At 72.2% G+C, this 14,516-nt stretch carries 15 protein-coding genes and 1 pseudogene; 10 read left to right on the top strand and 6 right to left on the bottom strand.

Annotation, left to right across the window (positions count from 1 at the left end; translation table 11 throughout):
- Window positions 1-175 precede the first annotated feature (175 nt).
- The 4 genes from ACFPQ9_RS41255 (at window position 176) to ACFPQ9_RS41240 (ending at window position 2,276) form a co-directional block, all read left to right on the top strand.
- Entirely contained in the window at window positions 176-1,021 is an 846-nt protein-coding gene (locus ACFPQ9_RS41255) for a SigB/SigF/SigG family RNA polymerase sigma factor (RefSeq protein WP_380864833.1), read from the top strand.
- A 9-nt stretch (window positions 1,022-1,030) separates the two neighbouring features.
- Window positions 1,031-1,252 carry a DUF5133 domain-containing protein gene (locus ACFPQ9_RS41250; protein ID WP_380864995.1) on the top strand — a complete coding sequence of 74 codons (222 nt, stop codon included), beginning with the start codon at window positions 1,031-1,033 and terminating at the stop codon, window positions 1,250-1,252.
- A gap of 57 nt (window positions 1,253-1,309) precedes the next feature.
- Window positions 1,310-1,681 carry a PRC-barrel domain containing protein gene (locus ACFPQ9_RS41245; RefSeq protein ID WP_380864831.1) on the top strand — a complete coding sequence of 124 codons (372 nt, stop codon included), beginning with the start codon at window positions 1,310-1,312 and terminating at the stop codon, window positions 1,679-1,681.
- 157 nt (window positions 1,682-1,838) lie between these two features.
- Window positions 1,839-2,276, top strand: a complete 438-nt coding sequence (locus ACFPQ9_RS41240; protein WP_380864993.1) for an ATP-binding protein — start codon at window positions 1,839-1,841, stop codon at window positions 2,274-2,276.
- A 26-nt stretch (window positions 2,277-2,302) separates the two neighbouring features.
- Here ACFPQ9_RS41240 and ACFPQ9_RS41235 read toward each other — a convergent pair whose 3' ends face one another.
- Window positions 2,303-2,740 (bottom strand): ATP-binding protein, encoded by a 438-nt coding sequence (locus ACFPQ9_RS41235; RefSeq protein WP_380864829.1) that lies wholly within the window; start codon window positions 2,738-2,740, stop codon window positions 2,303-2,305.
- A 229-nt stretch (window positions 2,741-2,969) separates the two neighbouring features.
- Here ACFPQ9_RS41235 and ACFPQ9_RS41230 point away from each other — a divergent pair, with 229 nt between their 5' ends.
- Together ACFPQ9_RS41230 and ACFPQ9_RS41225 are read left to right on the top strand one after the other, a co-directional pair.
- Window positions 2,970-3,797, top strand: coding sequence for a helix-turn-helix domain-containing protein (locus tag ACFPQ9_RS41230; protein WP_380864827.1), 828 nt, complete (start codon window positions 2,970-2,972; stop codon window positions 3,795-3,797).
- An 83-nt stretch (window positions 3,798-3,880) separates the two neighbouring features.
- The gene (locus ACFPQ9_RS41225; protein ID WP_380864991.1) at window positions 3,881-4,915 is read left to right on the top strand and encodes a methyltransferase; all 1,035 of its coding nucleotides are present in this window, start codon (window positions 3,881-3,883) and stop codon (window positions 4,913-4,915) included.
- Between the two features lie 22 nt (window positions 4,916-4,937).
- Here the strand turns inward: ACFPQ9_RS41225 and ACFPQ9_RS41220 are convergent, their stop codons facing one another.
- The 5 genes and pseudogenes from ACFPQ9_RS41220 to ACFPQ9_RS41200 all read right to left on the bottom strand — a co-directional run bounded on the left by ACFPQ9_RS41220 (window position 4,938) and on the right by ACFPQ9_RS41200 (window position 11,471).
- Window positions 4,938-7,004 carry an iron ABC transporter permease gene (locus ACFPQ9_RS41220; protein WP_380864825.1) on the bottom strand — a complete coding sequence of 689 codons (2,067 nt, stop codon included), beginning with the start codon at window positions 7,002-7,004 and terminating at the stop codon, window positions 4,938-4,940.
- 4 nt (window positions 7,005-7,008) lie between these two features.
- A complete protein-coding gene (locus tag ACFPQ9_RS41215) occupies window positions 7,009-7,995 on the bottom strand; it encodes an iron-siderophore ABC transporter substrate-binding protein (RefSeq protein ID WP_380864824.1) in 987 nt (328 codons plus the stop codon).
- Window positions 7,992-8,789 (bottom strand): annotated as a pseudogene (locus ACFPQ9_RS41210) (ABC transporter ATP-binding protein); the annotation flags it as partial. The pseudogene ACFPQ9_RS41210 and the gene ACFPQ9_RS41215, both read right to left, overlap by 4 nt.
- A gap of 145 nt (window positions 8,790-8,934) precedes the next feature.
- Window positions 8,935-10,719 carry a serine/threonine-protein kinase gene (locus ACFPQ9_RS41205; RefSeq protein WP_380864820.1) on the bottom strand — a complete coding sequence of 595 codons (1,785 nt, stop codon included), beginning with the start codon at window positions 10,717-10,719 and terminating at the stop codon, window positions 8,935-8,937.
- A gap of 182 nt (window positions 10,720-10,901) precedes the next feature.
- A complete protein-coding gene (locus ACFPQ9_RS41200) occupies window positions 10,902-11,471 on the bottom strand; it encodes a GlcG/HbpS family heme-binding protein (RefSeq protein WP_380864819.1) in 570 nt (189 codons plus the stop codon).
- A gap of 233 nt (window positions 11,472-11,704) precedes the next feature.
- Between ACFPQ9_RS41200 and ACFPQ9_RS41195 the strand changes: the two genes are divergently transcribed.
- The 4 genes from ACFPQ9_RS41195 (at window position 11,705) to ACFPQ9_RS41180 (ending at window position 14,510) form a co-directional block, all read left to right on the top strand.
- A complete protein-coding gene (locus ACFPQ9_RS41195) occupies window positions 11,705-12,910 on the top strand; it encodes a sensor histidine kinase (protein WP_380864817.1) in 1,206 nt (401 codons plus the stop codon).
- Window positions 12,907-13,548 (top strand): response regulator, encoded by a 642-nt coding sequence (locus tag ACFPQ9_RS41190; protein WP_380864816.1) that lies wholly within the window; start codon window positions 12,907-12,909, stop codon window positions 13,546-13,548. The genes ACFPQ9_RS41195 and ACFPQ9_RS41190 overlap by 4 nt, the downstream gene beginning before the upstream one ends.
- Window positions 13,549-13,665: 117 nt before the next feature.
- Window positions 13,666-14,160, top strand: a complete 495-nt coding sequence (locus ACFPQ9_RS41185) for a VOC family protein (protein ID WP_380864814.1) — start codon at window positions 13,666-13,668, stop codon at window positions 14,158-14,160.
- Window positions 14,157-14,510 (top strand): YciI family protein, encoded by a 354-nt coding sequence (locus ACFPQ9_RS41180; protein ID WP_380864812.1) that lies wholly within the window; start codon window positions 14,157-14,159, stop codon window positions 14,508-14,510. The genes ACFPQ9_RS41185 and ACFPQ9_RS41180 overlap by 4 nt, the downstream gene beginning before the upstream one ends.
- Window positions 14,511-14,516: the final 6 nt, after the last annotated feature.

Below are 14,516 nucleotides of genomic sequence, written 5' to 3'. Positions count from 1 at the left end.
CTGTTTGCGTCGTCGGTCGTGGGGCATGCGGGAGTTCGTGCTTCGGACCGGAGGCGCAACCGGTGCGACAACCGAGACCGCTGCGGGGCCCTTGAGCCCCCTCCGGGGCTTTGAGCCCCGTGCACCGTTTCCCACGGAGACCCCCTGAGATCGTCCCTTCAGGAGTTGTTCCCTCATGTTGGTCGAGACGTCCGCACAAGCTTCCGACAACCCCACCCGCCCCCGTGTGTCCGGCCGACGCGTCCACGACGACGCCCCCGACACCGGCTCCGACTTCGCCCGCCTCGCCGCTCTGCCCGACGGGCCCGAGCGAGAGGCGATACGCGATGAACTGACCAAGGCCTGGCTGCCCATGGCCCATCGCATCGCCGGCCGCTTCCGCAACCGCGGCGAGTCCCTGGAGGACCTGCGCCAGGTCGCGGCCCTCGGCCTGGTCAAGGCCATCGACCGGTACGAGCCCGGCCGCGGGGCCTTCGAGAGCTACGCCGTGCCCACGATCACCGGTGAGATCAAGCGGCACTTCCGCGACCGGATGTGGGCCCTGCGGGTTCCCCGTCGCGTCCAGGACCTTCGCAACAAGGTCCGGGTGGCGCGCCGCGATCTCACCGCCTCCGACGGCTCGAACCCGTCGGTGGCCCACATCGCCGCGCACACGGGACTCACCGAGGACGAGGTCAACACGGGCCTCGAGGCGCTCGACAGCTTCAGCACCCTGTCCCTCGACGCCGAGATGTCGTCGAGCGAGGACGGCTTCAGCCTCTCCGACACGATCGGCGCATGCGACGAGGCGTACGACGTCGTCGTGGACCGGGAGGCGGCGAAGGAAGGGCTGCGGCGCCTGCCCGAACGCGAACGCACCATCCTGTACCTGCGCTTCTTCGAGGACATGACGCAGAGCCGGATTGCCGACGAACTCGGCATCTCCCAGATGCACGTCTCCCGGCTCATCAGCCGATGCTGTGCGCGGGTGCGCAACGAGGCGCTCGGTGCCGGCTGCGACGACCACTCCCAGGAGGGCTGACCGGTGCTGATGCCCCATCCGGCGATGCTTCGCGGACTGGTCGAGGAGTACGAGGCGCTCATGGCGGACCGGGGCGACGGGCCGGCCGCCGACCGCCGCCGCCGCCAGGTGCGTGTGCAGGACCTGGCGTACACGCTGTGCGTGTCGACCGGCACGCGCGAAGTGGGACAGGCCCTGGAGCGGGCCCGTCAACTGCTCGCCGCGGCGAGAGAGTCGGCGAGCGTCGCCTGACCGGCCCGGACCACCACGAGAACCGGCGACACCGAGAAGACCGAGAAGGAAGTCGATGTGAGCACCGACAGAATCTGGTCGTACGCGCCCGGGATCGGTCACAAGGAAGGGCAGACGCTCACCGGGTACACCGTCGAGGCGAGCGACGGGACCATCGGCCATGTGGACCGCCAGGCCGACGACACTCCCCCGCGGCATCTGATCGTGGACACGGGCGCCTGGGTGTTCGGCAGAAGTCTGCTGATCCCGGTCGGCATGGTCACCCGGATCGCCGAGAGGACCAGGGTCATCACCGTGCGCTGTACTCGTGCGGAGGCCAAGGCGGCTCCGCGCTTCGGCACCGATCGGGAGACCCTCGATCCGGAGTACTTGTCCGCCGTTGGTGGCTACTACGCCTCTTTGCCCCATGAATCCGGCGCGGCCGGGTAAGCGGAGCCTCAGGAGCACGCACGTACGAGGACGACGAGGCGCGCGGACGACAGCGAGCGAGGAGTGGTGAAGTGACGGCAACCGCAGTCCACTTGGTGCGCGCCCGAGATGCTCGGCACCAGATGCGCATCCCGCAGGCGACCGACGAGCGGCCATGATGCCGGCCGAGCGCCGTCCGGAGCGGGACAGCCCCATGGCGCGGACGCGGTCCGTCCCGATCACCAGCGCGGCGGCGGCGCGCAGCTATGTCCGGTCGGTCGTCGAGGAGCGTTGGCGTCCCGGGTCCGGCACGGCCGGCGAGAGAGCCGTCATGGATCTTCTGCTGGTCGTGTCGGAGCTGGTCGCCAACGCGATCCGGCACGGCGGCGGTCTGGCGGGGTTCGAGGTCACCCCGCTCACCGAGGGGGTGCGGCTGAGCGTGCACGACTACAGCGACGCCGTCCCCTCGGCCGCATACGGGCCCGGGACCCTGCCCCTGACGCACGAGGGCAGCGGCTACGGCTGGCCGCTGATCATCCGGCTCTCCCGCGACATCCGGATCGACCGCCGCCGGGAGGGCGGCAAGACGGTCAGCGTGTTCGTGCCGCTCATGTGAGCCCGCTGTGGTCTGCGGGCGGCGGCTCACCAGGGCAGGAACGCATGCACGTCCTTGCCGTCCGCCCGCACCACCACGGTGACCTCGTCGCACAGGGTCTGTATCAAGTACCAGCCGATGCCGCCGCCACGACCGGTGCCGGGGTGGAAGGGCCGCGGCGCCGGCTCCGTCGTGCTCGTGTCACTCAGCGTCACGTGTACACCGTCGAACGTCCTGCGCAACGCCAGCCCGATCGGCCCCGGCGCGTACTGGATGGCGTTGGCGGCGAGTTCGGTGACGACCAGCACGATGTCGTCCCGATATTCGGGCGTCGCCGGCGGCGAGGCCCGCTCCAGTGTCATCAGGAACCGCTCCGCGCTCAGGCGGGCTCTGGTCACATCGCCGACGCCCCCGTCGAATGTGCCCTGCCACTTCTGGGTCTCCTCGGACGACGGTTTGTCGCCGTCATGCGATTCGGTCGCCATCACACCCTCTTCGGCCGGTCCGCGCTGTGGCCGTGGTGACTGGTTGTTCCTTCCACCGCTGCTGGTTCCCAGGCAGAGCGGGACTACGCGTACGGAACCTATGCGATCCGCAGTGACGTGGCGGAAGCGTGGGGTCACGGGTGCCCCTTCGGGCGGGGCGGCCCCTCCGAGGAGGGCCGCCGGAACTTTCGTCCAAGACAGGGCGTCCGAAGTCGGCGACCGTAGGGGTATGCGCACACAGCAGGCGGGCCCCGCCCGCACGGGACGCGATGCCGGCGCCGGCTGGGAGGTCGCCCACCCTCTCGGCGGCACGTCCCTCGAAGGCGTCGCGATGGCCGGCTTCCGTGACCACGCGGGAGCGGGGCTGGACATGCGGGTGCTCCCGCAGCCGGCCGTGATCGTCGTCATCGGGTTCGGGGATGTCGCGCTCGCCGTGGACGGTCCCGGCGGGCACCGGCCCATGGCGAACCTGGTCGCCCCGATGACGCCCGGTCCGGTCCGCATCCGCGGGGAGCGGGTCGAGTGCGTCGAGGTGCGCCTCTCGCCCCGGGCCGCGTACGCGGTCCTGGGTGTGGCCCCGCATGAGCTGCATGGGTCGGTGACGAGCCTGGAGGACCTCTGGGGGCCGCCGGCGCGACGCCTCGACGAACGGCTCGCCGACGCCGGGAGCTGGTCCGAACGCCTGGCCCTGACCGACGCCTTCCTCGCCCGGCGGGCCGCCGCCGCACCGGCCATGTCGCCCGAGGTCGCCGGGGTCTGGGACACCATCGTGGCCCGGCGCGGGCAGGTACGGATCACCGATCTCGCCGCGTCCTGCGGCTGGAGTCGCAAGCGGCTGTGGTCCAGGTTCGGCGCGCAGATCGGCCTCACGCCCAAGCGGGCCGCCGTGCTGGCGCGTTTCGATCAGGCGGCCCGGGCCCTGAGCTCGGGCGAGAACGTCAGTGACGTGGCTCTGGCCTGCGGATACGCCGATCAGTCCCATCTCCATCGCGACGTTCTGGCGCTCACCGGGTTCACCCCGAGTGCCCTGGCCGCGATGGACACGTCCGCGGGCTGAGCAACGCCCGGAACCACACGGCAACCACCCCTTACGCGGGAAGGACAGCACCTGTGACGAGCACCGATGCCCGAGAGGCCGCCATGGCCGACCGCGATCTCATCGTCCGGCTGGCGTTCGGGAGCATGGCCGCGCAGACCCTGCGCGCGGCGATCCGGCTGAGGGTGGTGGAACTGCTCGGCGAGACCGCCCGGCCGGCCGTCGCCGTGGCCGCGGACGCCGGTACGGCGCCCCAACCGATGACCCGGCTGCTGCGTGCCCTGGCCGCACTCGGCCTGCTCGAGGAGTATGCGCCCGGTTCGTTCTCGGTGACGCCCGCCGGTGCGCTGCTGCACTCCGGCCGTCCGGACTCCCTCGCCTCGTTCGTGGGGATGTTCACCGAGCCGGCGATCGTACGCGCCTGGGAGCACCTGGACGACAGTGTCCGTACCGGCGAGGTCGCGTTCGACACCGTATTCGGCACGGACTTCTTCAGCCACCTCGCCCAGCGTCCCGAGCTGTCGGCGGCGTTCAACGCGGCGATGAGCCAAGCCGTAGCAGAGACCGCCGCCGTGCTGCCGTACGCCTTCGATTTCGGCCGGTTCTCCGGGGTCACGGATGTCGGCGGGGGTGACGGGACGCTGCTGAGCGCGGTGCTGGACGCCCATCCGGGGCTCACCGGCGCCGTGTTCGACACGGAGCAGGGCCTGGCCGAGGCGCCGAAGACGCTGGAGCGGCACGGGCTCGGCGAACGCTGCTCCCTGCTCGCCGGAGACTTCTTCCGCTCCGTGCCGGGCGGTTCGGACGTCTATCTGATGAAGAGCATCCTGCACGACTGGACGGACGAGCAGGCGGTGACGATCCTGACCCACTGCCGTGCGGTGCTGCCGCCGGGCGGTCGCGTGCTGATCGTGGAGCCGGTGCTGCCCGAGGTCGTCGACCCGGTCGCGGAAGCCGGGGTGAGCGACGGCGGGATCACCTACCTCAGCGACCTCAACATGCTGGTGAACGTGGGCGGCAGGGAGCGCACCCGCCAGGACTTCGAGGATGTGTGCCGGCGTGCCGGCCTGACCGTCACCTCCGTGACCCCGCTGGCGGATGCCGAGCCGTTCTCCCTGATCGAGGCCGAGGCCGACTGACGTCCGGGGGCGCCGGAAGTTCCTAGCGGCGGCTGCGGACCAGCAGATGGAGGAAGTACGGCGTTCCGATCACCGCGGTCATCAGGCCGGCGCCGAGCTGGGCCGGCGCGATCACGGTGCGGCCCAACAGGTCGGCGGTGCACACGAGTACGGCGCCGAGGAGCACGGAGACCGGGACCACCCGGGCGTGTTGGCGGCCCACGAGCGCGCGGGCCGCGTGCGGGGCGACGAGTCCCACGAAGCCGATCGTGCCGGCGGCGGCGACGGCGGTGGCGCTGAGCAGGACGCTCAGCAGCAGGAAGCCGAGGCGGCCGCGTGCCAGGCTGAGCCCCAGCAGTCTCGGGGTGTCCTCGTCGAGCGAGACGAGGTCGAGTTCCACACGTCTGAAGGCCGCGACCGCCACGCCCACGGCGAGTACGGCCGCGAGCGGGGCGACGTCGGACAGGGATCGCCCGTAGGTGGAGCCGGACAGCCAGGTCAGGGCCTTCGCCGCGTTGAACGGGTCGGTCAGGACGATCAGCAGGCTCACCAGGGCGGTGGTGCCGGTGGCGATGCCGATGCCGACGAGGACCAGCCGGTTCTGCTGGAACCCGCCGCGCGCGGCGAGCCCGAAGACGACGACGGAGCTGATCGCGGCGCCCATGAAGGCCGCGCCCGCCACGCCCCACGAGCCGGCCGACGGCACGGTCGTCACGAGGAGCACCGCGCCGAGCGCAGCCCCGCCGGAGACGCCCAGGACGCCGGGCTCCGCGAGGGGGTTGCGCGTGACGGCCTGCACGAGGGTGCCTGCCAGGGCGAGCGCGGCGCCCGCGAGGAGCGCGGCGAGCACCCGGGGCACCCGGGTGTCCAGGATGAACGCGACGGTCCGACCCGCCCTGCCCTGCGCCCAGTTCACGACGTCGCCCAGCAACAGCTTGCTGTCGCCGAGCAGTACGGCTGCGATGGTGACGCCGACGAGCACCGCCACCAGGACGACGGTGGTGGTGAGGAAGACGGCCCGGCTGCGGATGCGCAGCCGGTCGGGGGCGGTGGACGCGGCCGTGTCCTTCAGCCGTGTGGCCATCACGACGAGGAACACGGCGCCGACGAGGCTGGTGACGACGCCCGTCGGCACGGCGACCGCCAGGTCCGACGGCACGAGGGCCCGCAGCAGCACGTCCGAGCCGAGGACCAGCGCCGCACCGGCCAGGGCGGTGACCGGCAGGTTCGCCCGCGACCGCACGAACCCGCGGAACCTGCGGGCCAGGGCACGTACGAGGGCGGGGGCGCACAGGCCGACGAAGCCGATCGGGCCGGCGAGGGTCACGGCGGCCGCGGACAGCAGCGTCGCGAGGACGACGGCGGTGACCCGGGTGGCCCGCACGGGGACGCCGAGCCCGCGGGCGGCGTCGTCGCCCAGGGCCAGTGCGTCGACCCGGCGGGCGACCAGCAGCAGCCCGAGGAGTCCGGCGACGCCGAGGGGCGCGATCTGGAGCACGCCGTCGAAGCCGTTCTGGGCGATGCTGCCCTGGTTCCACCGGTAGAGGCCCTGGGTCTCCTGCGGGAAGAGCAAAAGCAGCGCCTCCGTCACGGCGGTGAGGCCGAGGGCCAGGGCGCTGCCGGCGAGCACCAGGCGGACGGTGCCCGCGCCGAGCCCGGACAGTCCCAGCACGACGGCGGCCGCCGCGAGGCCGCCGACGAACGCGACGCCGGAGGAGGCGAGCAGCGGCAGCGACACACCGGTGACGGCGACCAGTCCGAGCGCCATGTAGGAGCCGGCGTTCACGGCGAGGGTGTCGGGCGAGGCGAGCACATTGCGGCTGACCGCCTGCAACGCGTTGCCGGCCATGCCGAGGAGGGCTCCGACGAGGAGTCCGGCGGTCATTCTCGGCAGCCGGGAGGCGATGACGACGGAGGCGTCGGCCGTGTCGGCCCGGCCGGTGAGGGCCTTGAGGACCTCACCGGCGCCGACGGCGGCCGTGCCCTGCGTGATGTCGACGACCGCGAGGGCCGCGACCAGCAGGACGAGAGCGGCCGTCACCGCGGCCGCGCCGGTCCGGGAAGGGACCGTCGGCGGACGGGTGGCGGGAGGTGTGGCGGTGACGGCCATGGTGTTACTTCGTCAGCTCCTTGACGAGGGCGTCGATGTAGGCGCCCATCGACTCCTGTCCGCCGAACATCCAGATGCCGTCGGGCAGTCGGTGGACGTTGCCCTTCTTCACGAACGGCAGCGAGGTCCACACCTTGTCCTTGGCGAGGGCGTCGGTGAAGGGCGTGCTGCTCTTGTCGCCGTCGTTGCCGATGTAGGCGAACCGCACGTCGTCGGCGAGCTTGGTGAGGCCCTCGACGTCGGTGGTGCCGAGGCCGTAGTCCTTGTCGCCCTCGACCTTCCAGGCGTTCTTCAGGCCGAGTCGCTCGTTGACCGCGCCGATGAGGGAGCCGTCGGTGAAGGGCCTGATGGAGATCTGGTTGGAGATGTCGTAGCCGTCGGCGAAGGCGATCGGGGCGCCGTCGAGCCCGGCGTCCGCGAGGGCCTTCTTGCCCTCGGCGACCTTCTTGTCGAAGGCGTCCTTGAGCTCCTCGGCCCGCTCGGTGGTGCCGGTGGCCTCGGCGATGACGTCGAGGTTCTTCGTCATCTGCCCGATCGGGTCGGCGGCGCTGGCGGAGCGCACCTCCAGGACGGGGGCGACCTTGCGCAGCTGCTTCACTGCGGCCGGCGGCAGGTCGGTGCTGGCGACGATGAGGTCCGGCTTGAGGGCGGCGATGGTGTCCATGCTGGGCTCGCCGCGGGTGCCGATGTCCTTGGGCTCGTTCTTCAGCGGGACCGCCTGGTCCCAGGTCTTGTAGCCCTTGACGTCGGCGACGCCGACCGGGTCGACGCCCAGCGATATCAGGAGCTCGACCTCGTGCCACTCGGTGCCGACGACCTTCTTCGCCGGTCCGTCGAGTTCGACCTTGGTGCCGGAGGCGTCAGTGAGGGTGATGCCTTCGCCGACCTTCTTCGCGTCGTCGCCGTCGGCGGCGGGCTCGGTAGTGCCGCATGCGGTCAGGGCGAGCGCCGCGGCGGTGGCGGCCGCCGCGGTCATCATCAGGCGTCTCATGAGGGTGTGCTGAGCCTTTCGCTTCGGGTGTGGTGGCGGCCGATCGCGCGGGTGCGCAGCCGTCCGGTCAGCGGGTCGGTGCCGACTTCGATGCGGATGCCGTAGACGTCGGTCAGCCGCTCGGCCGTCAGTACGTCCTCGGGGAGGCCCTCCGCGACGATGCGCCCTTCGTCGAGCAGGACGATGCGGTCGGCGAGGGCGGCGGCCTGGTCGAGGTCGTGCAGGACGGCGCCGACGGCGATGCCGTGGTCGTCGGCCAAGTCACGGACGAGATCGAGGAGTTCGATCTGGTAGCGCAGGTCGAGGTAGGTGGTCGGCTCGTCGAGGAGCAGCACCCCGGTCTCCTGGGCGAGGCAGCCGGCGAGCCACACGCGTTGGAGCTGTCCGCCGGAGAGGTGTTCCGCGCCGCGCTCGGCGAGGTCGGCGACGCCGGTCATGGCGAGCGCCCGCTCGACCGCGGTCGGGCCGTCCGGGTCGGCCCTGCCCCAGCGGCCCCGGTACGGGTAGCGGCCGAACTCGACCACGTCCCGTACGGTCAGGCCGCTGGGGGTGGGGCGTCCCTGCGTCAGCAGCGCGACCCGGCGTGAGAACTCACGAGGGGTCAGCGCCAGCCCGTCGGTGCCGTCGACGACGAGCGTGGCGGTCCGGGGTCGCTGCAACCGCGCGATGGTCCGCAGCAGCGTCGACTTGCCGCTGCCGTTCGGTCCGACCAGCACGGTCACTTCGCCCGGCCGCAGCGTCACGGACGCGTCGTGGACGACGTCGACGCCTTCGTAGGCCACGGTGACGTCCGTGGCCGACAGTTCATGACCGCGGGATCTCACCGCGGAGGTCTCTTCGCCTGCCTGCACGCGGCACAGGTTAGCCTAACCTAAATCCGATCTGTGAGGGGGTGGTGGTGACCGCCACAAGGGGAACTTCGGCCAAAGGCGACTCGCGCTACGAACCGTCCGCCGGCGTCACGTCGGTCACCTTGCCCTGGGGGGTCGCCTCCAGGTAGCCGGAGTCGCCGTACTCGTCGGACAGGTAGACGGCCAGGTGGGCCGGCGTGTCGAAGACGCTGTTGTCCGACTTCGCCAGGATGTAACGCATCTCCGGGTTCTTGACGTTGAGCTTTTTGTCGGCTTCGGCGAGCAGCGCGGGTACCGCGTCCCAGTCGAACCTGTCGAGGGTGAAGGGCTGGTCGCCGCCCGACAGGGTGCTCTTGATGATGCCCTTCTCGACTCCGCGCCCCGGGTAGTAGGTGTAGGAGTCGTACTTGCTGTCACTGCCGTCGACCATCACGTCGGCCGACACGAAGCCCTCGTAGACGCTGAAGGCTCCGTACCTGTTCCGGCCGGTCTCATTCTCCAGGGCCTTGATGGCGGCGCGGATGCCGTCCGGGGTCAGCACGGCGCCGGTGTCCGTGTCCTGCGACCGCTGGTCGTCCGGGGCCCCGGACGACCCTTGCGACGAGGTCGTGGAGGACGAGGTCGGCCTCGACGCCGAGGTGGTGGACGAGCCTCGCGCGCCGTCACCCGAGTCGCCCGCGCCGCCGCCCAGGGGCAGCAGCCACCACAGCAGCACCAGTGCGCCGGCGAGGGACGTCCCCGAAACGCTCAGCAGGACCGGCAGGTTGGGCGTACGCCGACTCCCCGCCCGCACGGGAGCGGTGATCGGCTGGGGCGTGCCGTACGCGGGGCCGGGGTGGATCGGCGGCCCGAACCCGGCGGGGGCGGGCACCGGCGTCGGGGCCGGGGTGGGCGCCCCGAACGGGACGGACGTGGTCGACGAGGCCGAAGTCCCCGGATATGAGGGGGAGATGGTGGTGGAAGGGGCCGGCGGGTCGAGCGGATAGGAGGTGTACGGGTCCGGCACGGCCGCCGCACCGGTCGGCCACGACTCGAACTCGGCCAGCCTGCGGTCCAGTTCGGCGGCCGACGGCCGTGCCGACGGGTCCCGGACGAGTACGGCCATCAGCGCCTGGCCCAGGGCGCCGCCCCGCACGGGGGCCGGAACGTCGTCGCTGAGGACGGCGGCGAGGGTGGCCAGGGGCGTGCCGCGGCGCAGCGGGTGGTGGCCCTCCAGGGCGGTGTACAGCATCATCGCCAGCGACCACAGGTCGGAGGCCGCACCTCCCTCGTGGCCCGATATGCGCTCCGGGGCCATGAAGTCGGGCGTTCCGATGATGGATCCGGTGGCGGTGAGGTGGGTCGTCGTCTCGCGGATCGCGGCGATGCCGAAGTCGGTGAGGACGGGCCGGCCGTCGGACCGCAGCAGGACATTGGCGGGCTTGACGTCCCGGTGCTGGATACCGGCGTCGTGCGCGGCGGTCAGCGCGGCCAGCACACCACGGCCGATCCGGGCGGCCTCGGCGGGCGGCATCGGGCCCTGCGCCAACCGGTCGGCCAGCGAGCCGCCGCTGACCAACTCCATGACGATCCACGGGTAGGTGGCTTCACCGCCGTCGACTATGTGATGGATGGTCACGACGTTCGGATGGTCGATCCGGGCCAGCGCCCGCGCCTCGCGCAGCACACGCTCGCGCAGCATCCGCGCGCCCTCGGGGTCGTACTCGGCCAGGTCCCGGTCGGGCGGCCGGACTTCCTTGACCGCCACCAGCCGGTGCAGCACCAGATCCCTGGCCCGCCAGACCGTCCCCATCCCGCCGCCGCCGAGACGGGCCTCCAACTCGAAGCGCCCGTCGACAACCCGTCTGCCGGGGCCTCTGTCTCCCTCACTCATGGGCGGGAGCTTAATGGCCGCCGCCGACACCGTTCGCCGGGCCCATGACGGCCCACATGACGCGGGTTGAACAGGGCGGTTGACTCGGCTGTGTCGCCGGCTGAGCAGGGGCCGAGCACCTCTCGGTACGCGGCCCCCCTTCGCATCCACCGGGAGATGGACTCGCCCGTCGCGTCCGGTGCCTAGCGGCCGACCGCCTGTGCGCCCGCCTGCGCGAACTTCTCGTCCAGGGCGCCGGACGGGGCGCCCGCGACGCCGATGCCGGCGATCGGGGTGTTGCCGGCGGTGACGGGGACGCCGCCCGCCAGGAACAGGGTGCCGGGGATGTCCTTCAGGGTCGGGGCCTGCTGGAGTCGCTCGGTCAGCTGGGACGTGGGGGCGTTCCAGGAGACCGCGGTGTACGCCTTGCGCTCGGCGGACTCGTAGGACTGCGGGCCGGCGCCGTCGCCGCGCAGGGTGACGATGGTGTTGCCGTTGCGGTCGACGACGGCGACCGTGACGCGCTGGTTCTCCTTCTCGGCGGCGTCGAGCGCGGCCTGCGCGGCCTCGGTGGCGGCGTCGATCGTCAGGTGGGTGGAGGTGGTGGTGGCACGGGCCGGGACGGCGGCCGAGGCGGCGGCAGCGGAGGTCGTGGCCGGCGCCGAGGCGTTCGCGTTCACCGCGCCGAAGCCCGCCAGGGCGACGACGGCGAGCACGGCACCGCCGGTGGCGACGCGGGCACGGCGGGAGAACTTCTTGTGCACGGGGTTCATGGGTCGGTCGACTCCTTCGGTGGGCGGGCGGCCCGGTTGCCGCCCCGCTTCGTCCGCTCTCCACCCTCGGCCCGGCAACGGCCCCGGACGGTCGACGTTCCGGCTGCCATAGGGCGACGGAACGGACGACACGGGGGTCATCCGATCGGTTGACACGCCCGGGGCCGCACCGGGCCACAATGGAGGTGTTTGCCCAGTTCAGCGCCCACGAGCAGGGAGGGAGGCGGCCCCGGATGGGGAACCGGTCGTACGAGCCGAGCACCGTGGACACCAGGTGGCTCGGGGTCGTGATGGACGCGGCGTTCTTCCTGCTGCTCGGCGGGGCGCTGGCCCGTTTCCTGCTGCGTCACCCCGGTGAACCGCGTACGCCGTGGATCATCGCGCTGTCCGTGGTGCTCGCGGCGCTGCATCTGCTGGGGCCCAGGGCCGGGGACTTCGGGCCACGGCCCACCCGGCGGCACACGGCGTGGCTGGCGCTGACCGTCGTGGTGTGGATGATCCTGGTCGTGCTCGCGCCCAGCTTCGCGTGGTGCGCGGTGCCGCTGTTCTACACGGGCCTGCGCACGCTGCCGCCGCGTGCGGCCCTGGCGCTCGTGGCGGTCCTGACCGTGTTCGTCGTGGCCGCTCAGGTGGAGCTCGCGGGCCGTTTCGACCCGAACCTGGTGCTGGCGCCGCCGGCTGTCGCCGCCCTCGCCACCGCCGTGTTCCTGCAGATGGAACGGCACACCGCACGCCAGCGCGTCCTGATCGACGACCTGATCCGCACCCGGCACGAACTCGCCGCCTCCGAGCGCCGCGAGGGCACCCTCGCCGAACGGCAGCGGCTCTCCATGGAGATCCACGACACGCTCGCCCAGGGCCTGTCGAGTCAGCGGATGCTGCTCCAGGCCGCGGACCGGGTGTGGGAGACCGAACCGGACAAGGCCCGCGTCCATGTCCGCACGGCCGCGTCCGTCGCCGAACACAACCTCGCCGAGGCGCGGCGCTTCGTGCACGACCTGGCGCCCGCCGACCTGGCCGGCGGCGAGGGCCTCGACGAGGCGCTGCGTGCCCTGGCCGCGCGGGAGTCCGGCGCCGATCTGGCCGTACGCGTCCACATCGACGGCGACGGCCGGCTCCCGCAGCTGCCCGACCGGGTCCGCTCGGCCCTGCTGCGGGTCGCCCAGGGCGCCCTGGCCAACGTCCGCGAGCACGCCGGCGCGGGCAGTGCCGCCCTCACCCTGACCGTCCTCGACGACGAGGTCGTCCTGGACGTCGCCGACGACGGCCACGGCTTCGACGCCGACTCCCTGCCCGACTCCCCCGACGGCGGACGCGGGCACGGGCTGCCCGCCATGCGGGCCCGGCTGCGCGCGCTCGGCGGCACGCTGACCGTCGAGTCCACGCCCGGCGAGGGCACCGTCCTGTCCGCAGCCGTCCCCCTGGAGGCGCCCCGATGACCCCCGACCCCGCTCCCGTGCGCATCCTGGTCTGCGACGACCACGCCGTCGTACGGGCCGGGCTGCTCGCCCTGCTCGACAGCGCCCCGGACATCGAGGTCGTCGGCGAGGCAGGCACCGGCGAGGAGGCGCTCGCGCTGGCCGCGAAGCTCGCCCCGGACGTGGTGCTGATGGACCTGCAGCTGGGCGAGGGCATCGGCGGCGTGGAGACCACCCGCCGGCTCACCTCCTCCCCCGGCGCCCGCACCCACGTCCTGGTCCTGACGACGTACGACACGGACGCCGACATCACCCGGGCCATCGAGGCGGGGGCGACGGGCTATCTGCTCAAGGCCGAGCGCCCCGACGAGCTCTTCGCCGCGATCCACGCCGCGGCCCAGGGACGGACCGCCCTGTCGGCCCCGGTCGCCGGCCGTGTCATGGCCGGTCTGCGCCGGCCCCGGCCCGCCCTCACCGACCGCGAGCGCGACATCCTGGCCCAGCTGGCCCGCGGCATCGGCAACCGTGACATCGCCCGCGCCCTGTTCATCAGCGAGGCCACGGTCAAGACCCATCTGCGCCGCATCTACGACAAACTCGGTGTCGACACACGCGCGGGCGCGGTGGCCGTGGCGAAGGAACGGCGACTGCTGCCCTGAGGACGGCACGGCCCGGAAAAGCTGTCGGTGTGCCTGTCGTATCCGCCGGGCCGCCGATCGTCTTCCTGGCAGCAGGGCATTCCCGCCCTGCGTACGCGTCGCACAAGGAGGCGAATCATGTCATCGACATCCGCGCCGAAGCCGATTCCCGATACCTATCGCCGGGTCACCCCGTGCCTGGTCGTCGAGGGCGCCGCGAAGGCGCTCGAGTTCTACCGCGAGGTGTTCGGGGCCACCGAGCGGATGCGGTTCCCGGGGCCCGGCGGGGCCATCGTGCACGCCGAGATCGAGATCGGGGACTCGGTCGTGATCGTCGAGGACGCCCTGCCCATGATGGGCACCGAGGCACCGCCGGCCGGCGGTCTGCCGGGCAGCCCGGCGTTCCTGTTCGTGTACGTGGAGGACGTGGACGCGGTCGTCGCCCGTGCGGTGGAGCTGGGGGCGACGCTGAAGCGGGCGCCGCAGGATCAGTTCTACGGGGACCGGGACGGGTCGATCGTGGACCCGTACGGGCACTGGTGGACCCTCGCCACGCATGTGGAGGACGTGGCACCCGAGGAGATGGAGCGGCGGATGGCCGCCATGCTCGACCAGGAAGAGGGCCAGGCGTGAAGTACGTGCTGTTGTTCGTGGACGACGAGAAGTTCTCCCGGGAGCTCCAGGCCATGGGCCCGGCGGAGCGGGCGCGGGCGTACGAGCGGGCCAACCAGTGGTTCGCCACGCACGCCGACAAGATCACCGGTGGGCAGAAGCTGCGCGATCCGCAGACGGCGACGACCGTGCGGCTGGGGGACGGGGAGCCGGTCGTGGTCGACGGGCCGTTCGTGGAGGGCAAGGAGATCGTCAGCGGATACGCCGAGATCGACGTCGCCGACCTCGACGAGGCGCTGCGCATGGTGCGGACCTGGCCCGGCTGCCCGATCGTCGAGATCCGCCCGGTGGAGACCGAACCCCTGAAGTGAGCGAGA

This window comes from Streptomyces coerulescens (genome assembly GCF_042657965.1).
GTDB lineage: Bacteria > Actinomycetota > Actinomycetes > Streptomycetales > Streptomycetaceae > Streptomyces > Streptomyces coerulescens.
This window is presented reverse-complemented; position numbering and strand designations above follow the sequence as displayed.